The organism is Aquipseudomonas alcaligenes, from assembly GCF_003205495.1.
GTDB classification, from domain to species: Bacteria; Pseudomonadota; Gammaproteobacteria; order Pseudomonadales; family Pseudomonadaceae; genus Aquipseudomonas; species Aquipseudomonas alcaligenes_B.
In genome coordinates this window covers 128,835-150,734 of sequence record NZ_QJRX01000007.1, presented here as the reverse complement: position 1 = coordinate 150,734, position 21,900 = coordinate 128,835, and the positions used below count along the sequence as shown (strand labels likewise).

Below are 21,900 nucleotides of genomic sequence, written 5' to 3'. Positions count from 1 at the left end.
GAAAAAAAAGCCCGGCATGTGCCGGGCTTTTTCATTCAGGCTCTGGCAATCACGTTGCCGGCGTGCAGGCCGCATTCCTTCTGGGTTTCCTCCTCCCACCACCAGCGCCCCTCGCGCTCGTGCTGGTTGGGTAGCACGGGGCGGGTGCAGGGCTCGCAGCCGATGCTTATGAAACCGCGCTCGTGCAGGCTGTTGTAGGGCAGCTCGAGCATGCGGATATAGGCCCAGACTTCCTCGCTGCTCATTTGCGCCAGCGGGTTGAACTTGTACAGCGGTTTTTCCGGCGAGGAGAAGGCCGCGTCCAGTTCCAGCACGGATACCTGGCTGCGGGTACCGGGGCTCTGGTCGCGACGTTGGCCGGTGGCCCAGGCCCTGACGCTGGCCAGCTTGCGCTTGAGCGGTTCGATCTTGCGGATGCCGCAGCACTCGCCGTGGCCGTCCTTGTAGAAGCTGAACAGTCCCTTGGCGCGCACCAGGGCCTCCAGTTTCTCGGCGTCCGGGCTCATCACCTCGATGGCGATGCCATAGTGCTCGCGCACCTGCTCGATGAAGCGATAGGTCTCCGGGTGGAGCCGGCCGGTGTCGAGGGTGAAGACCTTGACCTGCTTGTTGATCTTCCAGGCCATGTCCAGCAGCACCACATCCTCGGCGCCACTGAAGGAAATCCACAGCTCGTCGCCGAAGTGTTCGAAGGCGAGCTTGAGGATTTCCTGGGGGGATTTGTTGGCATAGGCCGCTGCCAGTTCGGCAACGTTGAAGTTCTGGCTCATCGGGCTGGCTTCCTGGTGGTCGGCGCTCGGGCGCTCTGTGGCGGGGATCTTAGCAAGAAAGCCGTTATGCGCCTAAATAACCAAATCAGAGAGTAACTGAGGTATTCAGGTATAAGCATCGCGTTGCACCCTGTCCGGTGAATCGCTAGAGTGCCGGCTTCCTTCATTCAGCCCGTTAGGAGTCTCCCGTGGAAATCGCCTGCCTCGACCTCGAAGGTGTACTGGTTCCGGAAATCTGGATCGCCTTCGCCGAAAAAACCGGCATCGACGCGCTCAAGGCCACCACTCGCGACATTCCTGACTACGACGTGCTGATGCAGCAGCGTCTGCGCATCCTCGACGAGCACGGCCTGAAGCTGCGCGACATCCAGGAAGTGATCGCCACCCTCGAGCCGCTGGAGGGCGCTGTGGAGTTCGTCGACTGGCTGCGCGAGCGTTTCCAGGTGGTGATCCTCTCCGACACCTTCTACGAGTTCTCCCAGCCGCTGATGCGTCAGCTGGGCTTTCCGACCCTGCTGTGCCACAGACTGATCACCGACGAGACCGATCGGGTGGTGAGCTATCAGCTGCGCCAGAAGGACCCCAAGCGCCAGTCGGTGATCGCCCTCAAGAGTCTGTACTACCGCGTGATCGCCGCCGGCGATTCGTACAACGACACCACCATGCTCAGCGAGGCCCATGCCGGCATCCTGTTCCATGCGCCGGACAACGTGATTCGCGAGTTCCCGCAGTTCCCGGCGGTGCACACCTACGAGGACCTCAAGCGCGAGTTTCTCAAGGCGTCCAATCGCCAGCTCAGCCTGTAAGGTTCAGCTCAATGAAAAAGGCCCGCATCTGCGGGCCTTTTTCATGGGCGCTCAGAGCGCCTCCAGCGTCTGCAGCAGCACCTTCACCTTGGTGATGGATTCCTGGTACTCGGCCTGCCAGTCGGAGTCGGCCACTATGCCGCCACCACCCCAGCAGCTGACCATGCCATCCTTGACCAACAGGCTGCGGATGGCGATGGAGCTGTCCAACTCGCCGCGCACGTCGAGATAGATCAGGGAGCCGCAGTACAGGGCGCGGCGGGTCGGCTCCAGTTCGTCGATGATCTGCATGGCGCGGATCTTCGGCGCACCAGTGATGGAACCGCCGGGGAAGCTGCCGGCGATCAGGTCCAGCGCGTCCCTGTCCGCGGCCAGTTCGCCGGTCACGGCGCTGACCAGGTGATGCACGTTGGGATAGCTCTCCAGGGCGAACAGCTGTGGCACCCTGACCGAACCGACGCGGCAGCTGCGTCCCAGGTCGTTGCGCAGCAGGTCGACGATCATCAGGTTTTCGGCGCGATCCTTGGCACTGGCCTGCAGCTCGGCGGCATTGGCTGCGTCCTCGCCTGGCGTGGCGCCACGAGCCCGGGTGCCCTTGATCGGCCGGGTTTCCACCCGTCCACGGCTGACCTGGAGGAAGCGCTCCGGTGACAGGCTGAGGATGGCGCCGCCGTCCTCCAGCGCCTGGAAGCCGGCGAAAGGCGTCGGGCAGGCCGCCCGCAGTGCCTGGTAGGCACTCCAGGCGTCGCCCTGGCAAGGCGCCTGGAAGCGCTGGGCGAAGTTGACCTGGTAGCAGTCGCCGGCCTGGATATACGCCTGGATACGCTCGATGGCGTTTCGATAAGCGTCCTGATCGAGGTCGGGGTGGAAGGGGCGCCGCAGCGAGAAGGGTTGGCCAGGTGTCGGGCTGGCGGTCTCGAACAGCTGGATCAGGCGCGCGCATTCGCTCTGTGCCAGCTGTGGGTGGAACACCAGCTGGCTGGTTTGCCGATGATGGTCGCTGATCAGGGCCCAGGCGTAGAGGCCGAAGCGGGCATCGGGCAGCGCCAGGTCGTCGACGGCCTGGCTCGGCAGTCGCTCCAGGCGGCGACCGAAGTCATAGGCCAGGTAGCCGATCAGGCCGCCGGTGAAGGGCAGCTCGCAGCTGTCCGGCGCATCGGCATGGCCCAGATCCGCCAGCCCGCCGCGCAGCCGCTGGAAGAAGGCTTCGCCGCTTTCCCCGGGGTGCGGAGAGTAGCTGGCTCGCGGCCAGGCGCTGAGCAGGTCATAGCGGCCACGTTCGGCCTGTGGGCGGCCGGCGTCCAGCAGCACCGCGCCCGGTGCCTGACGCACCAGGGCGAAATAGGCAGCCGGGTTGGCCTGGTAGGGCAGCGGGTGAAGGCGACAGAGACTCATGGGCTTCTTCGGGGCTGTGGAGCGTCCATTGTAAGGCTCAATGAAAAAGCCCGGCATCGCCGGGCCTGTTCCTGTCGCCGCAACTCAGATGTCCTTCGGCTTGACGTGACCGAACAGCTGCTGGGAGAAGCGCACGCGCTCCTCCACGCTTTCCTTCACGCCCTTCTTCTCCAGTTCGGCGATATGCGCCTCCACCGCGTGGGCGCGATGGGTCAGGCCGCAATCGTTGGCGATCTGGATGTTCAGGCCGGGGCGGGCGTTGAGCTCGAGGATCAACGGGCCCTTGTCCTGGTCCAGCACCATGTCCACGCCGATATAGCCGAGACCGCAGAGTTCATAGCAGCCGGCAGCCAGCTTCATGAAGCCGTCCCAGTTGGGCAGTTGCACGCCGTCCACCGCATTGGTGGTGTCCGGGTGCTTGCTGATTTTGTTGTTCAGCCAGGTGCCCTTGAGGGTGATGCCGGTGGCCAGGTCGACGCCCACGCCGATGGCGCCCTGGTGCAGGTTGGCCTTGCCGTTGGACTGGCGGGTCGGCAGGCGCAGCATGGCCATCACCGGGTAGCCCATCAGCACGATGATGCGGATGTCCGGCACGCCCTCGTAGCTGATGCTCTTGAAGATCGGGTCCGGGGTCACCCGGTACTCGATCAGCACGCGGTCACGGTGGCCGCCGAGAGAGTAGAGGCCGGTGAGGATGCTGGAGAGCTGGTGCTCGATGTCTTCCTGGCTGACGATCTTGCCGGACACGGTCTTGAAGCGCCCCTCGAAGCGGTCGGCGATCACCAGGATGCCGTCGCCGCCGGCGCCCTGCGCCGGCTTGATCACGAAGTCGTTGTGGCCCTCGATGATCTTCTCGAAGTTCTCGATCTCCTTTTCCGTGGAGATGATGCCGTACAGCTCCGGCACATGGATGCCGGCCTCGATGGCCCGCTCCTTGGTGATGATCTTGTCGTCGACGATCGGGTACAGGTGCCGCTTGTTGTACTTCAGCACGTAGTCCGCGTTGCGTCGGTTGATACCCATGATGCCTTTGGCTTCAAGGGCCTTCCACGTCTTCCACAGGCCGATCATGGGTTCAATCCTTCAGGAAGGCTTTGAAGCGGAACAGTTCGGTCAGGCGGTAGCCGCGGTAGCGACCCATCGCCAGCATGAAGCCCACCAGGATCAGCAGCACCGCCGGGAAGGTGAAGACGAAGTAGGTCAGCTGCTCGATGGTCATCAGGGCATGCGCCAGCGAGGCGGCGATCAGGGTGCCGACGGCGACCTTGAAGGCATGGTTGCCGCCACGCTCTTCCCAGGTGATGGACAGGCGCTCGATGGTCATGGTCAGGATCACCATCGGGAACAGGGCCACCGACAGGCCGCGCTCCAGGCCGAGCTTGTGGCTGAACAGGCTGATCACGGCGATCAGCACCACCACGAAGGTCAGCACCACCGACAGGCGAGGCAGCATCTGCAGCTTGAGGTGCTCCAGGTACGAGCGCAGCGACAGGCCGAGGGCGGTGATGATGGTGAACAGCACGATACCGAAGCCCAGCTGGGTTTCGCGGAAGGCCAGGGCGATCAGTACCGGGGTGAAGGTGCCGAGGGTCTGCAGGCCGCCGAGGTTGCGCAGGATCAGGATCACCAGCACGCCGATCGGGATCATGATCATGATCTGGTAGGTCTGCTGGGTCTGCAGCGGCAGGCCGTACAGCGAGTACTCGAGGAAGTCGACGTCGGTGTTCTCGTCAGTTAGCTTGGCCAGGCGGATGGCGTTCATCTCGCTGTTGTTGAGGGTGAAGCTGACCTGCGGCTTCTTGCCGCCTTCGATGGTCACCAGCGGCTCGTCACCGGTCCACCAGACCACGCGGTCGGTCGGCAAGCCCTGTTCACCGCTTTCCGGGTTGAAGTACAGCCAGTTCTCGCCATTGAAGCTGCGCAGCCACAGCTCCGGGCTCTGCTGGGCATCGGCGACCAGGCGAATGGTGTGCACGCGCTCCATCGGTACGTGGGCGATGGACAGCAGCAGGTCGATCACCTTGGCCTTGTTGGCGGTGGAGGCATCGCCACCGAGCAGCAGCTTGACGTTGTCGTCGTTGACGTTATTGACGCGCTTGATGGTCTCGCTGATGAAGGTCTGTACGTCCGCCGAGTGCTGGCGGATGGGGGCGAGCAGTGCTTCGGCGGCGATCTTCTCCGGGCCTTCGACCGGGATGCTGTCACGGAAGATCGGGCCCTTGGCCTTGGCCGGTTCGCCGCTGTAGCGCTTGGTCAGCACCAGGCGGTAGTAGAGGGTCTGGTTGCCGTTGGCGCGGCGGGCCGACCAGGTCAGCTTGCGGTTGCCATCGACGCGGTTGACGCTGACGCCATAGTTGTTGGAGATGAAGCTCTCGTTGAGGCTGACATAGTCCTGGTTCAGCGGCGGCACGAACATCTGCACCTTGACCGGCTCGCGCGGACTGGCCTGGAACTCGACCTTGGCGTCGATGTTCCACAGGTCATCGGTCTCGTCTTCGGTCACCGGGATGCCGAGGATGAAGATCTGATAGGCCGTGACCAGAATGCCCACCGTCACCAGGAGGGTGATAAGGACTTTCAGATGCAGGGTAAGAGAGCGCATGTGAGTTACTCGGCAGAGTTTGCGTCAGGGGTGCAGCCGGGTTTGCCGGCCGCATATTTAAGGCTGGGGTCGACCACGGCATCCAGGCGCTTCAGCGCCTCGGAGCCGATCAGCAGCGGGTATTGGAAAGCGCTGCGGTCGGTCAGGTTCACTTCGATGGTGCGCAGGGACTTGCCCATGCACACCTGCAGTTCGATCACCGGGCGGGCAGTGTAGGTCTTGCCTTCTTCCGGATCATAGTCGCCGGCGCGCCGCTTGATCTTGCTGATGCGTGCCAGCGGCCGCTCGATCGGGTGCTCGTGGGCGTCATCGATGGCCAGGTAGAAGCGCACCCAGGTTTCGCCGTCACGCTTGAAGCGCTTGATGTCGCGGGCGCTGAGGGAGGCGGTCTTGGCGCCGGTGTCCAGTTTGGCAGCGACCTCCAGGTCGAGGTCGGCAAGGTGGATGTATTCGTTCAGACCATAGACGGTCTTTTCGGCGGCGAGACTCAGGCCGGGAAGCAGGCTGCAGCAGAGGAAGATGGCGAGAGACTGGAGTCGCATAAATCCTTGGATGGTCGCATCGTCGGGGGCGGCGGCGGGGCGCAACAGCCGGCGGGTGAAGTCTAGCAGGTGCGGCCAATGGCCTGCGCCGGCTCGAGCGGTCGGCATTCTAACATGGGGTTTTTCTGCGGCGACAGCCGCTTATGAGCGTTTCTGCAGGTGAAGTGCACGATTCGATGGCAAGAACCGCTCGGGCATATTGTCGACAATGTGCCTTGACCATGGGCTTCTATGGGCGTAATTTTCGATCATCTGTGAATTGGTGTCGACAATCATGCTCGAGCATCTCGAACCCCCGGTCGCCGATCAGGCGGACTCGGAAACCCTGGCGGAGTCCGTCTTCCGGCGTATCCAGGCCGCCATCGTGTGTGGCGAGATCGCCCCGGGCAGCAAGATTTCCGAACCCGAGCTGGCGCGCATCTATGGCATCAGCCGCGGGCCGCTGCGTGAGGCGATCCATCGCCTGGAGGGGCAGCGCCTGCTGGTGCGGGTCCCCCATGTCGGCGCGCGGGTGGTCTCGCTCAGCCACGCCGAGCTGATCGAGCTGTACGAGATCCGCGAGTCGCTGGAGGGCATGGCCTGCCGTCTGGCGGCCGAACGCATGACCCAGGGGGAAATCGACGAGCTGCGCCGGGTGCTCGATCTGCATGAGCGTGATGCCGCGTTCCAGGCCGGGGTCGGCTACTACCAGCAGGAAGGCGACTTCGACTTCCACTACCGGATCATCCAGGGCAGCGGCAACAAGACCCTGGCCCAGATGCTCTGCGGCGAGCTGTATCAGCTGGTGCGCATGTACCGCCTGCAGTTCTCCGCCACGCCCAACCGGCCGCGCCAGGCCTTCGCCGAACACCACCGCATTCTCGATGCCATCGCCGAGCGTGACGGCGAACTGGCCGAGCTGCTGATGCGCCGTCACATCGGCGCTTCCAAGCGCAACATCGAGCGTCACTACCTGGATGCTCAGTCCAAGACAGCCAAACCACGAGGTGAGTCATGAGTCAGCTTTCCCCCGGCCAGCGCTTCCGCCAGGCCCTGGCCGAAGAGAAGCCCCTGCAGATCATTGGCGCGATCAACGCCAACCACGCGCTGCTGGCCAAGCGTGCCGGCTTCCGGGCCATCTACCTTTCCGGCGGCGGCGTGGCCGCAGGATCGCTCGGCCTGCCGGACCTGGGGATCAACACCCTGGATGACGTGCTCACCGACGTGCGCCGCATCACCGATGTCTGCGACCTGCCGCTGCTGGTGGACATCGACACCGGTTTCGGCCCCAGCGCCTTCAATATCGAGCGCACCATCAAGAACCTGATCAAGGCCGGCGCCGCCGCCGCCCATATCGAAGACCAGGTCGGCGCCAAGCGCTGCGGTCACCGCCCGGGCAAGGAAATCGTCTCCTGCGAGGAGATGGTCGACCGCGTCAAGGCCGCCGCCGATGCCAAGACCGACCCGAACTTCTTCCTGATCGCCCGCACCGACGCCATCCAGGCCGAGGGCGTGGACGCCGCCATCGAGCGTTGCCAGCGCTACGTGGAGGCGGGCGCCGACGGCATTTTCGCCGAGGCCGCCTACGACCTGCCGACCTACCAGCGCTTCGTCGATGCGCTGAAGGTGCCGGTGCTGGCCAACATCACCGAGTTCGGTGCAACCCCGCTGTTCACCCGCGACGAACTGGCCTCGGTCGGCGTGGCCATCCAGCTCTACCCGCTGTCGGCCTTCCGCGCCGCCAACAAGGCCGCGGAAACCGTCTATACCTCGATTCGCCAGAACGGCCACCAGAAGGATGTGATCGAGCTGATGCAGACCCGTGCCGAGCTGTACGACCGCATCGGTTACCACGCCTTCGAGCAGAAGCTCGACGCGCTGTTCGCCGCCGGCAAGAAGTAAGCGGCCCGCCCACAACAATAAGCAGTCTTGAGGAGATCGCGATGAGCGCCAGCGAAACCACCACTGCCGGCTTCAAACCGAAGAAATCCGTGGCCCTGAGCGGCACCGCCGCCGGCAACACCGCCCTGTGCACCGTCGGCCGCAGCGGCAACGACCTGCACTACCGCGGCTACGACATCCTGGATGTCGCCACCACCTGCGAGTTCGAGGAAATCGCCCACCTGCTGGTGCATGGCAAGCTGCCCAATGTCGCCGAGCTGGCCAGCTACAAGGCCAAGCTCAGGGCCCTGCGCGGCCTACCGGCTGCCCTCAAGGCCGCCCTGGAGCAGCTGCCGCCCTCCGCCCACCCGATGGATGTGATGCGCACCGGCGTGTCCGTGCTCGGCTGCCTGCAACCGGAGAAGGATGACCACAACCATCCGGGCGCCCGCGACATCGCCGACAAGCTGATGGCCTCGCTGGGTTCCATGCTGCTGTACTGGTATCACTTCAGTCACAACGGCAAGCGTATCGAGGTGGAGACCGATGACGACTCCATCGGCGGCCATTTCCTCCATCTGCTGCATGGTGAGAAGCCGCGCGAGTCCTGGGTGCGCGCCATGCACACCTCGCTGATCCTGTACGCCGAGCATGAGTTCAACGCCTCCACCTTCACCTCGCGGGTGATCGCCGGCACCGGCTCCGACATGTTCTCCTGCATCGCCGGTGGCATCGGCGCGCTGCGCGGGCCCAAGCACGGCGGCGCCAATGAAGTGGCCTTCGAGATCCAGAAGCGCTACGACGACCCGGACGAAGCCGAGGCCGATATCCGCGAGCGGGTAGGGCGCAAGGAAGTGGTGATCGGTTTCGGTCACCCGGTCTACACCGTGAGTGACCCGCGCAACAAGGTGATCAAGGAAGTGGCGCGCCAGCTCAGCGCCGAGCAGGGCAACAGCAAGATGTTCGACATCGCCGAGCGCCTGGAAAGCGTGATGTGGGAAATCAAGAAGATGTTCCCCAACCTCGACTGGTTCAGCGCCGTCAGCTACCACATGATGGGCGTACCGACCGCCATGTTCACCCCGCTGTTCGTCATCGCCCGCACCTCGGGTTGGTCTTCGCACGTCATCGAGCAGCGCATCGACGGCAAGATCATTCGCCCGAGCGCCAACTACGTCGGCCCGGAAGATCTGAAGTTCGTGCCGCTCAAGGACCGCAAATGATGAACACTCAATACCGCAAGCACCTGGCCGGCACCGCCCTGGACTATTTCGATACCCGCGAGGCGGTCGACGCCATCGCCCCCGGTGCCTACGCCAAGCTGCCGTACACCTCGCGCGTGCTGGCCGAGCAGCTGGTGCGCCGCTGCGAGCCGGAGTTGCTGAGCGATGCGCTCAAGCAGCTGATCGAGCGCAAGCGCGACCTCGATTTCCCCTGGTACCCGGCCCGTGTGGTGTGCCACGACATCCTCGGTCAGACCGCGCTGGTCGACCTGGCCGGCCTGCGTGACGCCATCGCCGAGAAGGGTGGCGATCCGTCCAAGGTCAACCCGGTGGTGCCGACCCAGCTGATCGTCGACCACTCGCTGGCCGTGGAGGCGCCGGGCTTCGACCCGGACGCCTTCGACAAGAACCGCGCCATCGAGGAGCGCCGCAACGAGGACCGTTTCCACTTCATCGAGTGGACCAAGACGGCGTTCAAGAACGTCGACGTGATCCCGGCCGGCAACGGCATCATGCACCAGATCAACCTGGAGAAGATGTCGCCGGTGATCCAGGCCCGCGGCGGCGTGGCTTTCCCGGACACCTGCGTGGGCACCGACTCGCACACCCCGCACGTCGACGCCCTGGGCGTGATCGCCATCGGCGTCGGCGGCCTGGAGGCCGAGACCGTGATGCTCGGCCATCCGTCGATGATGCGCCTGCCCGACATCGTTGGCGTCAGGCTGAGCGGCAAGCGCCAGCCCGGCATCACCGCCACCGACATCGTCCTGGCCCTGACCGAGTTTCTGCGCAAGGAGCGCGTGGTCGGCGCCTATGTCGAGTTCTTCGGCGAGGGCGCGGACAGCCTGTCGATCGGTGATCGCGCGACCATCTCCAACATGTGCCCGGAATACGGCGCCACCGCGGCGATGTTCTACATCGACCAGCAGACCATCGACTACCTCAAGCTCACCGGTCGCGAGCCGGAACAGGTCGCCCTGGTCGAGCAGTACGCCAAGACCACCGGCCTGTGGGCCACCGCCCTGGAGACGGCCGAGTACGAGCGCGTGCTCGAATTCGACCTGTCCAGCGTGGTGCGCAACATGGCCGGCCCGAGCAACCCGCACAAGCGCCTGCCGACCTCGGCGCTGCACGAGCGCGGCATCGCCGACGAGGCCAAGCTGGCGGCGGCCAAGACCGAGGAAGCCCAGGGGCTGCTGCCCGATGGCGCGGTGATCATCGCCGCCATCACCAGCTGCACCAACACCTCCAACCCGCGCAACGTGGTGGCGGCCGGCCTGCTGGCGAAGAAAGCCAATGCGCTGGGCCTGGTGCGCAAGCCCTGGGTCAAGACCTCCTTCGCGCCGGGTTCGAAAGTGGCCAAGCTGTACCTGGAGGAGGCCGGCCTGCTGAGCGAGCTGGAAAAGCTCGGCTTCGGCATCGTCGGTTACGCCTGCACCACCTGCAACGGCATGTCCGGCGCGCTGGATCCGAAGATCCAGCAGGAGATCATCGACCGCGACCTGTATGCCACCGCCGTACTCTCCGGCAACCGCAACTTTGATGGGCGCATCCACCCCTACGCCAAGCAGGCCTTCCTGGCCTCGCCGCCGCTGGTGGTGGCCTATGCCATCGCCGGTACCGTGCGTTTCGATATCGAGCAGGACGTGCTGGGTACCGACCAGAACGGCAAGCCGATCACCCTGAAGGACCTGTGGCCGAGCGACGAGGAGATCGACGCCATAGTCGCCGCCAGCGTCAAGCCGGAGCAGTTCAAGCAGGTCTATATCCCGATGTTCGACCTGGGCGCCGTCAAGGAAGCCGAGAGCCCGCTGTACGACTGGCGCCCGATGTCCACCTACATCCGCCGCCCGCCGTACTGGGAAGGCGCCCTGGCCGGCGAGCGCACCCTCAAGGGCATGCGCCCGCTGGCGATCCTGCCGGACAACATCACCACCGACCACCTGTCGCCGTCCAACGCCATCCTGGCCGACTCGGCCGCCGGCGAGTACCTGGCGAAGATGGGCCTGCCGGAGGAGGACTTCAACTCCTACGCCACCCACCGCGGCGACCACCTGACCGCCCAGCGCGCCACCTTCGCCAACCCGCAACTGGTCAACGAGATGGTGGTGGTCGACGGAGCGGTGAAGAAGGGCTCGCTGGCCCGCGTCGAGCCGGAAGGCCAGGTGATGCGCATGTGGGAAGCCATCGAAACCTACATGAACCGCAAGCAGAACCTGATCATCGTCGCCGGCGCCGACTACGGTCAGGGCAGCTCGCGTGACTGGGCGGCCAAGGGCGTGCGCCTGGCCGGCGTGGAAGTCATCGTCGCCGAAGGCTTCGAGCGCATCCACCGCACCAACCTGGTGGGCATGGGCGTGCTGCCGGTCGAGTTCAAGCCGGGCACCACCCGCCTGACCCTGGGGCTGGACGGCACCGAGACCTACGACATCGAAGGCGAGCCGTCGCCGCGCTGCGACCTGACTCTGGTAGTTAATCGCCGCGACGGTGAGGTTGTTCGGGTGCCGGTGACCTGCCGCCTGGATACCGCCGCCGAGGTGCGCGTGTACAAGGCCGGTGGCGTGCTGCAGCGCTTCGCCCAGGACTTCCTCGAGTCCACTGCCGGTTGAGGCCGGCGCTGACCCCCTCTCCCTCGGGAGAGGGGCTTCAGCCTGTAGCCCGGATGCAATCCGGGGTGCTCCAGTCCTCCCGGATTGCATCCGGGCTACCTTGACTCAGCCAGGACGAAATCATGGCTCATCAACCCCAGATCAAGATTCCCGCCACTTACATGCGTGGCGGTACCAGTAAGGGCGTGTTCTTCCGCCTGCAGGACCTGCCCGAACGCTGCCAGGTGCCGGGTCCGGCCCGTGATGCGCTGTTCATGCGGGTGATCGGCAGTCCCGATCCCTATGCCGCGCATATCGACGGCATGGGTGGCGCCACGTCCTCGACCTCCAAGTGCGTGATCCTGTCGAAAAGCAGCCAGCCGGACCACGACGTCGACTATCTCTATGGTCAGGTCTCGATCGACAAGGCCTTCGTCGACTGGAGCGGCAACTGCGGCAACCTGTCCACCGCCGCCGGTGCCTTCGCCATCCAGGCCGGGCTGGTCGATCCGGCGCGCATTCCGGACAACGGCGTGTGCGTGGTGCGCATCTGGCAGGCCAATATCCACAAGACCATCATCGCCCATGTGCCGGTGATCAATGGCCAGGTGCAGGAAACCGGCGACTTCGAGCTGGACGGGGTGACCTTCCCGGCCGCCGAGATCGTGCTGGAGTTCCTCGATCCATCCGATGATGGCGAGGAGGGCGGCTCGATGTTCCCCACCGGCAACCTGGTCGATGAGCTGGAAGTGCCCGGCGTAGGCACTTTCAAGGCAACCATGATCAGCGCCGGCATACCCACCGTGTTCGTCAATGCCGAGGACATCGGCTACCAGGGCACCGAACTGCGCGAGGCCATCAATGGCGATCCGGCGCAGCTGGCGCGCTTCGAGCAGATCCGCGTGGCCGGCGCGTTGCGCATGGGCCTGATCAAGAGCGCGGAGGAGGCGGCCACCCGCCAGCACACGCCGAAGATCGCCTTCGTGAGCAAGCCCAAGAGCTACCAGGCCTCCAGCGGCAAGCGCATCGAGGCGAACGAGGTCGACCTGCTGGTACGGGCGCTGTCCATGGGCAAGCTGCACCACGCCATGATGGGCACCTGCGCGGTTGCCATCGGCACGGCGGCGGCGGTGCCCGGTACCCTGGTCAACCTGGCGGCGGGCGGCGGCGAGCGCGAGGCGGTGCGCTTCGGTCATCCGTCCGGCACCCTGCGGGTCGGCGCCCAGGCCAGGCAGGTTGACGGTCAGTGGACGGTGACCAAGGCCATGATGTCGCGCTCGGCGCGCATCCTGATGGAAGGCTGGGTGCGGGTGCCGGGCGACGCTTTCTGAAGCGTCGTCAGCGGTTGTTGACGCCCAGCATCAGGCCGCCGGCGCCGACGAAGAAGGCGCCGGTGCCCTTGTTCAGGCGGCTGATGCCCTTGCGGCTGCGTACCAGGCGACGGATTTGCATGCCGAACAGGGCGTAGGTGAAGGTGGCGACGCAGAGTTCGGCCAATAGGTAGGTGCTGCCCAGGTAGAGAAACTGCTCGGCCGCCGGCTGATCCGGCTTGATGAACTGCGGGAAGATCGCGGCGAACAGCAGGATGGCCTTGGGGTTGCTGATGCCGATCAGGAATTCGTTGAGCATCAGGCGGGCTATCGGAGCCTTCACCGGCTGGCGTTGCAGTGGCTCCTCGTCGCTCAGCTGCAGGCCGCTGAAGCTGGTGCTGCGCCAGGTCTTGATGCCCAGGTAGACCAGGTAGGCGGCGCCGACCCACTTGATGATGGTGAAGGCGGTTTCCGAGGCCAGCAGCATGGCTCCCAGGCCGACGGCGGAGATGAACAGGAAGATGGCGAAAGCTGCCAGCCGGCCGAAGGTGGCCAGCAGGGCGGCACGGAAGCCGTAGTTGATGCCGTTGTTCAGGGCGCAGAAGTTGTTCGGCCCGGGGCCGAGCGAGATGAGTGCGGCAATCGGTGCGAACAGAACTGCATCCATCAGGGTCATGGCGGCCACCAGGCGGCTGAAGGTTATTTGAGGCGGCGTTCCACGCCTTTTTCCACCAGGATCTTGGCGGAAATCTCTTCCACCGAGAAGTGGGTGGAGTTGATGAAGGGCAGGCCCTCGCGGCGGAACAGGTTTTCCACCTCGCGCACCTCGAACTCGCACTGCGCGTAGCTGGCGTAGCGGCTGTTGGGTTTGCGCTCGTGGCGGATGGCGGTGAGCCGGTCCGGGTCGATGGTCAGGCCGAACAGCTTGTGCTTGTAAGGCTTGAGCGCGGCGGGCAGCTGCAGGCGCTCCATGTCCTCTTCGGTCAGCGGGTAGTTGGCGGCGCGGATGCCGAACTGCATGGCCATGTACAGACAGGTGGGCGTCTTGCCGCAGCGCGACACGCCGACCAGGATCAGGTCGGCCTTGTCGTAGTAATGGGTGCGGGCGCCGTCATCGTTGTCCAGGGCGAAGTTGACCGCCTCGATGCGCTCCATGTAGTTGCTGTTGCTGTCGATGGAGTGGGACTTGCCGACCGAATAGGAGGAGTGCTCGCTGAGCTCGGCCTCCAGGGGGGCGAGGAAGGTCGAGAAGATGTCGATCATGAAACCGTCGGACTTGGCCAGGATGTCGCGAATCTCCTGGTTGACCACGGTATCGAAGATGATCGGCCGGGCGCCGTCTTTCTCGGCAGCCTGGTTGATTTGCTGTACCATGGCCCGCGCTTTTTCGATGCTGTCGATATAAGGGCGCGTGAGCTTGGTGAAGCTGATGGCCTCGAATTGCGCCAGCAGGCTTTGCCCGAGGGTTTCGGCGGTGATGCCGGTGCCGTCGGAGATGAAGAAAGCGGTACGTTTCATTGATGCCGGAGGCCTTAAGTCAGGAACGATTCTTGGCTATCATAGGCCCCCTTTGCCGGGCCCGTACTGGCCGGCATTGTGACTTATTTCCTTGAGGCAAAGCCAGGCTGCGGCGGCGCTGCGGCGGCTCTGCCACATACAGTGGAGAGTTCACCTTGGTAGAGTACGTCATTTCCCTCGATAAGCTCGGCGTCCACGATGTGGAGCGTGTAGGGGGCAAGAATGCATCCCTTGGCGAGATGATCAGCAACCTCGCCGGTGCTGGCGTATCGGTGCCCGGCGGCTTCGCCACCACCGCCCAGGCCTACCGTGACTTCCTCGAACAGAGCGGTCTGAACGACCGCATCCACGCCGCCCTCGACGCGCTGGACGTGGACGACGTCAATGCCCTGGCCAAGACCGGCGCGCAGATCCGCCAGTGGGTGATGGACGCCGAGTTCCCGGCCCAGCTGGACGCCGAGATTCGCAAGGCCTTCGCCGAGATGAGCGGCGGCAACGAGCAGATGGCCGTGGCCGTGCGTTCCTCCGCCACCGCCGAAGACCTGCCGGACGCCTCCTTCGCCGGCCAGCAGGAGACCTTCCTCAACATCCGCGGCGTGGACAACGTGATCCGCGCGGCCAAGGAAGTCTTCGCCTCCCTGTTCAACGACCGCGCCATCGCCTACCGCGTGCACCAGGGCTTCGACCACAAGCTGGTCGCCCTGTCCGCCGGCGTGCAACGCATGGTGCGCTCGGAAACCGGCACCGCCGGCGTGATGTTCACCCTCGACACCGAGTCCGGCTTCCGCGACGTGGTGTTCATCACCGGCGCCTACGGCCTCGGCGAGACCGTGGTGCAGGGGGCGGTGAACCCCGACGAATTCTACGTGCACAAGCCCACCCTGGAAGCCGGTCGCCCGGCCATCCTGCGCCGCAACCTGGGCAGCAAGGCGATCAAGATGGTCTATGGCGACGAGGCCAAGGCCGGTCGATCGGTCAAGACCGTCGACGTTGACCGCGCCGACCGTGCCCGTTTCTGCATCAGCGACGCCGAAGTGGCCGAACTGGCCAAGCAGGCGCTGATCATCGAGAAGCACTACGGCCGCCCGATGGACATCGAGTGGGCCAAGGACGGCGACGACGGCAAGCTGTACATCGTCCAGGCGCGCCCGGAAACCGTGAAGAGCCGCGCCAGCGCCACCGTGATGGAGCGCTACCTGCTCAAGGAGAAGGGCAAGGTTCTGGTCGAGGGCCGCGCCATCGGCCAGCGTATCGGCGCCGGTCGCGTGCGGGTGATCCACGACGTCTCCGAGATGGACAAGGTGCAGCCGGGCGACGTGCTGGTCTCCGACATGACCGACCCGGACTGGGAGCCGGTGATGAAGCGCGCCAGCGCCATCGTCACCAATCGCGGCGGGCGTACCTGCCATGCGGCGATCATCGCCCGCGAGCTGGGCATTCCGGCCGTGGTCGGCTGCGGCAATGCCACCCAGGTGCTGCAGGATGGCCAGGGCGTGACCGTGTCCTGCGCCGAGGGCGACACCGGCTTCATCTTCGAGGGCGAACTGGGCTTCGACATCCGCAAGAACTCGGTCGACGCCATGCCCGAGCTGCCGTTCAAGATCATGATGAACGTCGGCAACCCGGACCGCGCCTTCGACTTCGCCCAGCTGCCCAACGAGGGCGTGGGCCTGGCCCGCCTGGAATTCATCATCAACCGCATGATCGGCGTGCACCCCAAGGCGCTGCTGAACTTCGCCAGCCTGCCGGCGGAGATCAAGGACAGCGTGGAGAAGCGCATCGCCGGCTACGACGACCCGGTCGGCTTCTACGTCGAGAAGCTGGTCGAGGGCATCAGCACCCTGGCCGCGGCCTTCTGGCCGAAGAAGGTCATCGTGCGCCTGTCGGACTTCAAGTCCAACGAATACGCCAACCTGATCGGCGGCAAGCTCTACGAGCCGGAAGAAGAAAACCCCATGCTCGGCTTCCGCGGCGCCTCGCGCTACATCAGCGAGAGCTTCCGTGACTGCTTCGAGCTGGAATGCCGCGCGCTGAAGAAGGTGCGCAACGAGATGGGCCTGACCAACGTCGAGATCATGGTGCCCTTCGTGCGCACCCTTGGCGAGGCGTCGCAGGTGGTCGAGCTGCTGGCCAGCAACGGCCTGGCCCGCGGGCAGAACGGCCTGAAGGTCATCATGATGTGCGAACTGCCGTCCAACGCCCTGCTGGCCGACGAGTTCCTCGAGTTCTTCGACGGCTTCTCCATCGGCTCCAACGACCTGACCCAGCTGACTCTGGGCCTGGATCGCGACTCCGGCATCGTTGCCCATCTGTTCGACGAGCGTAACCCGGCGGTGAAGAAGCTGCTGGCCAACGCCATTGCCGCCTGCAACAAGGCCGGCAAGTACATCGGCATCTGCGGCCAGGGCCCCTCGGATCACCCGGACCTGGCCAAGTGGCTGATGGAGCAGGGCATCGAGAGCGTCTCGCTGAACCCCGACTCGGTACTGGATACCTGGTTCTTCCTCGCCGAAGGCCAGTCCGCCTGAGTCATCCTCACCGGTAAAGGCGGGAGCGATCCCGCCTTTTTTATGCAAGATCGAAGATGCAAAGCAGTAGCGAATTGTTTCCCGTCGCCCTGGTCAGCGCCGAGCTGCGTGGCGATCTGAGTGAAGATGTCTATCGCCTCAAGCCCGGCAACAGCCCGGATTTCTCCGTCGAGCTGGCGCTGACCCGCCTGGGCCTGGCCGACCAGGCGCACACCGGCGTGCCGGTGATCCTGCTGCATGGCAGCTTCTCCAACCGGCGCTTCTGGTACTCGCCGCGCGGCATCGGCCTCGGTCCTTATCTGGCCCGGGCCGGTTTCGACGTGTGGATCGCCGAGATGCGTGGCCACGGCCTGTCGCCGCGTAACCAGGCGTACAAGCACAACACGGTGGCCGACTACGCCCGCTACGACCTGCCGGCCATTGCCGCCTTCGTTCGCGAGCAGAGTGGCCAGGCGCCGCACTGGGTCGGCCACTCGTTGGGCGGCACGACGCTGGCCGCGGCCCTCGGCGGCGCCTACCTGGATGCCGAGGATGCCGCCTCGGCGGCGCTGTTCGGCACGCAGATCAGCCGTATCTACTGGCCGCTCAAGGTGCCGCCGGTGGAGTGGGGGAGCCGGCTGCTGCTCAGGGGCTTCCACCATATCTCCGGCGCACGCTTCAAGCGCGGTCCCGAGGACGAGCCGATCGGCCTGGCCCTGGAGAGCCTGCGCTGGCACCGCCTGTTCGGTCGTTTCGGCGATCGCGAGCGCGACTGGTGGGCCGGCATGGCCGAAGTGCAGGTGCCGCTGCTAGCGGTGAGCGCCGTCGGCGACCTGCAGGACCCGGCCTGGGCCTGTCGCAAGCTGTTCGAACAGTTCGTCGCCGCGCCGCGCAGCTTCCTGCTGCTGGGCAAGGACAAGGGCTTCTCCAGCGACTTCGGGCATGTCGAGATGCTGGTCAGCAAGGAGGCGCAGAGCGAGGTCTGGCCGCTGGTCGAGCACTGGCTGCGGGAACTGCGGCTGCCGGCGGAAAAGCAGCAGGATTGAGCTTACAAGCGCTCTGGCATGCGGCTAAGATGTGACGAAATTCGCTGCAATGGTCACGTTTCGCCATGTTCGTTGCCCTGGAGCGCCTGATCAACCTGCAGGATGGCTATCGACGCACCTTCCAGGTCGCCAGTCGCGATCTGCTGTTGCTGGTGGTCGACGGACAGCCTCTGCTGCTGGAGAACCGTTGCCCGCATCAGGGCGCGCCGCTGCACAACGCCACGCTGAGCGGCCGGGTACTGCGCTGTGCGCGCCATGGCCTGGAGTTCGACCTGCACAGCGGCCGGTCGCTCAACGGTCGCTGTGCGCCACTGAGCCGGTTCAGCCTGGCCTATGATGGCGACCGCATCGGTATCGATATCTGAGTTTCAACCCCAAGGAGCTTTCCCATGCAATACGTCACCCCCGATCTGTGCGACGCCTATCCGGAGCTGGTGCAGGTGGTCGAGCCGATGTTCGCCAATTTCGGCGGCCGCGACTCCTTCGGCGGCGAGATCGTCACCGTCAAGTGCCACGAGGATAACTCGCTGGTGAAGTCCCAGGCCGACCAGCCGGGCAAGGGCAAGGTGCTGGTGGTCGACGGTGGCGGCTCCCTGCGTCGCGCCCTGCTGGGCGACATGATCGCCGAGAAGGCGGCGAAGAACGGCTGGGAAGGCATGGTGATCTACGGCTGCGTGCGTGACGTCGACGTGCTGGCGCAGACCGATCTGGGCGTGCAGGCCCTGGGCAGCCACCCGATGAAGACCGACAAGCGCAACATCGGCGACCTCAACATACCGGTGACCTTCGGTGGCGTGACCTTCAAGCCGGGCCACTACGTATATGCCGACAACAACGGCATCATCGTCTCCCCCGAACCGCTGCAGATGCCGGAGTAAGGCCGCGGGCTCGGAGATGTACGAGAAGGACAACCTGCAGTGGGGGCTGGTACATGCCTTCATCCTCGATGGCCAGGGTGGCGCCCGGGCCATCGAGCGCGAACGGCTCGACGCCCTGCAGCTGGCCGAGGGCGAGAGCCTCTGGCTGCACTGGGATCGTGGTCACCCGCAGACCCAGGCCTGGCTGCGCCAGGACAGCGGCCTCGGTGAGTTCAGTTGTGACCTGCTGCTGGAGGAGAACACCCGGCCGCGCCTGCTGACCTTGCCCGAGCACCAGCTGCTGTTGTTCCTGCGCGGCGTCAACCTGAACCCGGGTGCCGAGCCCGAAGACATGGTCTCGGTGCGCATCTTCGCCGATGCCCGTCGGGTCATCTCCCTGCGCCTGCGGCCACTGCGAGCCACCGAGGAGCTGATTGCCCTGCTGGAAAAGGGCCAGGGGCCGCGCGACGCTGCCGAGCTGGTGCTACAGCTGGCGCATCACATGACCGACCGGGTCGACGGGCTGATCGAGGACCTCTCCGAGCAGCTGGAAGGGCAGGAGGAGCGCCTCGACAGCGATGCGCGCTTCATGCCCGACCATGGCCTGGTGCTGCACGTGCGCCGTCGCGCCGCCGGCCTGCGGCGCTTCCTGGCGCCGCAGCGCGACATCTTCGCCCAGCTGACGCGTAACGGTTTCGGTGACGGCGACCAGTGGAACGAGCTGAACAACCGCCTGACCCGCTACCTGGAAGAGCTGGAGATGGTGCGCGAGCGGGTGGGGCTGGTGCTGGAGTCCGAGCACCGGCGGATGAACGAGAAGATGAACCGGGCCATGTACCTGCTCGGGGTGACCACGGTGTTCTTCCTGCCGATGAGCTTTCTCACCGGGCTGCTCGGCATCAACGTCGGCGGCATTCCCGGCGCCGACAGCGAGTATGGCTTCCTGCTGATCTGCGCCATCCTGTCCAGCGTCGGCGCCCTGCAATGGTGGTTGTTCCGCCGCTGGCGCTGGCTCTAGATGTGACCCGTGGCCGGCTCGCCACGTCTAGGCAACAAATCCGTGCGAGGTACGCATGTACGATCCCTTTGAAGAGTCCCTGCGCGACCTGTTGAAGTCCGCGCCAGCGGAGCATGACGACGATGCGACCCTCGGGCGCGTGCTCAAGACGGCCAACCGCCAGGTTGGCGTCGGCGATCTGTTCGGTCTCATGGGCCGTGGCCTGGAGGCTCTGATGATCGCACTCAACAATGGCTCGGCCCATGTGATGCCGGTATCCCGCTCCACCGCCCGTTCTGCAGACAAGGCTGACTGAATATGGAACTCGATCCCTGGACCCAAGCTCTGGTTGCGGCCATGACCACCCTCTGGAGCAAGATCGCGGGCTTCATCCCCAACCTGTTCGTGGCGCTGATCCTCGGCCTGCTCGGTTTCGTGGTGGCCAAGCTGCTCGACACCCTGATCTCCAAGCTGCTGGCCAAGCTCGGGCTGGACCGTCTGATGAACGGCACCGGACTGACCAAGTTGATGGCGCGGGTCGGCATCCAGGTGTCGGTCTCGACCCTGATCGGCAAGATCATCTACTGGTTCGTGCTGCTGATCTTCCTGGTCTCGGCCGCCGAGTCGCTGGGCCTGCAGCGGGTTTCCGCGACCCTGGACGTGTTGGCCCTGTACCTGCCCAAGGTGTTCGGTGCCGCCCTGGTGCTACTCGCCGGCGTGCTGCTGGCGCAGCTGGTCAGCAGCCTGGTACGCGGCGCCGCCGAAGGCGTGGGCCTGGACTATGCCGCCGGCCTGGGGCGCATCGCCCAGGGCCTGGTGATCATCATCAGCATCTCGGTGGCCATCGGTCAGCTGGAGGTGAAGACCGACCTGCTGAACAACGTCATCGCCATCGTGCTGATTTCCGTGGGCCTGGCCGTGGCCCTGGCCCTCGGCCTGGGTAGCCGCGAGATTGCCGGACAGATCCTGGCCGGCATCTATGTGCGCGAACTCTACGAGGTCGGGCAACAAGTGAAGATCGGTGAGGTCGAAGGCCAGATCGAGGAGATCGGCACGGTGAAGACCGTTCTGCTCACCGAGGAGGGCGAGCTGGTTTCGCTGGCCAACCGTACCCTGCTCGAGCAGCGCGTCAGCAGCCGCTGATCCGTCAATCCCTGCTAATGTATGCGACCAGCGCAGCCCGCGTTGCGGGCTGGCGCTGTCATCTGACCTGACCGGCACGAGTCGTTTTGAACAAGGCCCAATCGCTCCCCACGCGGTATGACCCACGCGAGCTCTCGGATGAAGAGCTGGTGCAGCGCGCCCATGTCGAGCTGTTCCACGTTACCCGCGCCTATGAAGAGTTGATGCGCCGTTACCAGCGTACACTGTTCAATGTCTGTGCTCGTTACCTTGGCAATGATCGCGACGCCGATGATGTTTGCCAGGAAGTGATGTTGAAAGTGCTGTACGGTCTGAAGAACTTCGAGGGCAAGTCGAAGTTCAAGACATGGCTATATAGCATCACTTATAACGAGTGCATTACCCAGTATCGCAAAGAGCGGCGCAAGCGCCGTTTGCTCGATGCACTGAGCCTCGATCCGCTCGAGGAAGCCTCCGATGAGAAGGCCCCCAAGCTGGAAGAGAAGGGCGGCCTGGATCGCTGGCTGGTGCATGTCAATCCGATCGATCGGGAAATTCTGGTATTGCGCTTCGTTGCCGAACTGGAGTTCCAGGAAATTGCCGACATCATGCACATGGGCCTGAGTGCTACCAAGATGCGCTATAAGCGCGCGCTCGATCGTCTGCGCGAAAAGTTTGGCAGCCCGGCGGAAACTTAATCTGCGACAAACAATCTCACACGCGGCGCTGTGTATTTTTGTTACACTGCGCGCCAAGT

21 protein-coding genes are annotated in these 21,900 nt (G+C 64.7%); 14 read left to right on the top strand and 7 right to left on the bottom strand.

Annotated elements, in window-relative coordinates:
• Positions 1–35: 35 nt before the first annotated feature.
• On the bottom strand, positions 36–818 hold the full coding sequence (locus tag DMO17_RS14310) for a phosphoadenylyl-sulfate reductase (RefSeq protein ID WP_258371557.1): 783 nt from the start codon (positions 816–818) through the stop codon (positions 36–38).
• Positions 819–958: 140 nt separating this feature from the next.
• On the opposite strand from DMO17_RS14310, the gene thrH reads away from it, so the two are divergent.
• The gene (thrH, locus tag DMO17_RS14305) at positions 959–1,576 is read left to right on the top strand and encodes a bifunctional phosphoserine phosphatase/homoserine phosphotransferase ThrH (RefSeq protein WP_110683166.1); all 618 of its coding nucleotides are present in this window, start codon (positions 959–961) and stop codon (positions 1,574–1,576) included.
• Between the two features lie 51 nt (positions 1,577–1,627).
• On the opposite strand, the gene pabB is transcribed toward thrH, so the two are convergent.
• The 4 genes from pabB to rloA all read right to left on the bottom strand — a co-directional run bounded on the left by pabB (position 1,628) and on the right by rloA (position 6,115).
• The gene (pabB, locus tag DMO17_RS14300) at positions 1,628–2,971 is read right to left on the bottom strand and encodes an aminodeoxychorismate synthase component I (RefSeq protein ID WP_110683165.1); all 1,344 of its coding nucleotides are present in this window, start codon (positions 2,969–2,971) and stop codon (positions 1,628–1,630) included.
• 84 nt (positions 2,972–3,055) lie between these two features.
• Complete coding sequence (locus tag DMO17_RS14295) at positions 3,056–4,042, bottom strand: alpha-L-glutamate ligase-like protein (protein ID WP_110683164.1); 987 nt, start codon at positions 4,040–4,042, stop codon at positions 3,056–3,058.
• A gap of 4 nt (positions 4,043–4,046) precedes the next feature.
• A complete protein-coding gene (gene rloB, locus DMO17_RS14290; protein ID WP_110683163.1) occupies positions 4,047–5,573 on the bottom strand; it encodes an osmotic stress tolerance membrane protein RloB in 1,527 nt (508 codons plus the stop codon).
• A gap of 5 nt (positions 5,574–5,578) precedes the next feature.
• Positions 5,579–6,115, bottom strand: coding sequence for a retropepsin-like aspartic peptidase RloA (gene rloA, locus DMO17_RS14285; RefSeq protein WP_110683162.1), 537 nt, complete (start codon positions 6,113–6,115; stop codon positions 5,579–5,581).
• Between the two features lie 274 nt (positions 6,116–6,389).
• Here rloA and DMO17_RS14280 point away from each other — a divergent pair, with 274 nt between their 5' ends.
• From DMO17_RS14280 to prpF, 5 genes are all read left to right on the top strand, one after another.
• Positions 6,390–7,112 carry a GntR family transcriptional regulator gene (locus DMO17_RS14280; protein WP_110683161.1) on the top strand — a complete coding sequence of 241 codons (723 nt, stop codon included), beginning with the start codon at positions 6,390–6,392 and terminating at the stop codon, positions 7,110–7,112.
• A complete protein-coding gene (gene prpB, locus DMO17_RS14275) occupies positions 7,109–7,996 on the top strand; it encodes a methylisocitrate lyase (RefSeq protein ID WP_110683160.1) in 888 nt (295 codons plus the stop codon). Before DMO17_RS14280 ends, prpB begins: the two co-directional genes overlap by 4 nt.
• A gap of 41 nt (positions 7,997–8,037) precedes the next feature.
• Positions 8,038–9,198: a bifunctional 2-methylcitrate synthase/citrate synthase gene (gene prpC, locus DMO17_RS14270; RefSeq protein WP_110683159.1), complete on the top strand. Its 1,161-nt coding sequence runs from the start codon at positions 8,038–8,040 to the stop codon at positions 9,196–9,198.
• A complete protein-coding gene (acnD, locus tag DMO17_RS14265) occupies positions 9,198–11,807 on the top strand; it encodes a Fe/S-dependent 2-methylisocitrate dehydratase AcnD (protein WP_110683158.1) in 2,610 nt (869 codons plus the stop codon). Before prpC ends, acnD begins: the two co-directional genes overlap by 1 nt.
• A 122-nt stretch (positions 11,808–11,929) precedes the next feature.
• On the top strand, positions 11,930–13,117 hold the full coding sequence (gene prpF, locus DMO17_RS14260) for a 2-methylaconitate cis-trans isomerase PrpF (RefSeq protein WP_110683157.1): 1,188 nt from the start codon (positions 11,930–11,932) through the stop codon (positions 13,115–13,117).
• Positions 13,118–13,124: 7 nt separating this feature from the next.
• On the opposite strand, the gene DMO17_RS14255 is transcribed toward prpF, so the two are convergent.
• Both DMO17_RS14255 and ppsR read right to left on the bottom strand, forming a co-directional pair.
• Complete coding sequence (locus DMO17_RS14255) at positions 13,125–13,772, bottom strand: LysE family translocator (RefSeq protein WP_220034079.1); 648 nt, start codon at positions 13,770–13,772, stop codon at positions 13,125–13,127.
• Positions 13,773–13,795: 23 nt separating this feature from the next.
• Positions 13,796–14,614: a posphoenolpyruvate synthetase regulatory kinase/phosphorylase PpsR gene (gene ppsR / locus DMO17_RS14250; protein ID WP_110683156.1), complete on the bottom strand. Its 819-nt coding sequence runs from the start codon at positions 14,612–14,614 to the stop codon at positions 13,796–13,798.
• Between the two features lie 155 nt (positions 14,615–14,769).
• On the opposite strand from ppsR, the gene ppsA reads away from it, so the two are divergent.
• The 8 genes from ppsA to sigX all read left to right on the top strand — a co-directional run bounded on the left by ppsA (position 14,770) and on the right by sigX (position 21,841).
• The gene (gene ppsA / locus DMO17_RS14245) at positions 14,770–17,142 is read left to right on the top strand and encodes a phosphoenolpyruvate synthase (protein WP_110683155.1); all 2,373 of its coding nucleotides are present in this window, start codon (positions 14,770–14,772) and stop codon (positions 17,140–17,142) included.
• A gap of 56 nt (positions 17,143–17,198) precedes the next feature.
• The gene (locus DMO17_RS14240; protein WP_110683154.1) at positions 17,199–18,167 is read left to right on the top strand and encodes an alpha/beta fold hydrolase; all 969 of its coding nucleotides are present in this window, start codon (positions 17,199–17,201) and stop codon (positions 18,165–18,167) included.
• Between the two features lie 65 nt (positions 18,168–18,232).
• On the top strand, positions 18,233–18,532 hold the full coding sequence (locus tag DMO17_RS14235) for a Rieske (2Fe-2S) protein (RefSeq protein ID WP_110683153.1): 300 nt from the start codon (positions 18,233–18,235) through the stop codon (positions 18,530–18,532).
• A gap of 24 nt (positions 18,533–18,556) precedes the next feature.
• On the top strand, positions 18,557–19,045 hold the full coding sequence (gene rraA, locus DMO17_RS14230; RefSeq protein WP_110683152.1) for a ribonuclease E activity regulator RraA: 489 nt from the start codon (positions 18,557–18,559) through the stop codon (positions 19,043–19,045).
• Between the two features lie 16 nt (positions 19,046–19,061).
• The gene (locus tag DMO17_RS14225; protein ID WP_110683151.1) at positions 19,062–20,042 is read left to right on the top strand and encodes a zinc transporter ZntB; all 981 of its coding nucleotides are present in this window, start codon (positions 19,062–19,064) and stop codon (positions 20,040–20,042) included.
• Positions 20,043–20,097: 55 nt separating this feature from the next.
• Positions 20,098–20,337: a CrfX protein gene (locus DMO17_RS14220; RefSeq protein WP_110683150.1), complete on the top strand. Its 240-nt coding sequence runs from the start codon at positions 20,098–20,100 to the stop codon at positions 20,335–20,337.
• Positions 20,338–20,339: 2 nt separating this feature from the next.
• The gene (locus DMO17_RS14215) at positions 20,340–21,164 is read left to right on the top strand and encodes a mechanosensitive ion channel family protein (RefSeq protein WP_110683149.1); all 825 of its coding nucleotides are present in this window, start codon (positions 20,340–20,342) and stop codon (positions 21,162–21,164) included.
• Between the two features lie 86 nt (positions 21,165–21,250).
• A complete protein-coding gene (sigX, locus tag DMO17_RS14210) occupies positions 21,251–21,841 on the top strand; it encodes an RNA polymerase sigma factor SigX (protein WP_110683148.1) in 591 nt (196 codons plus the stop codon).
• Positions 21,842–21,900 lie beyond the last annotated feature (59 nt).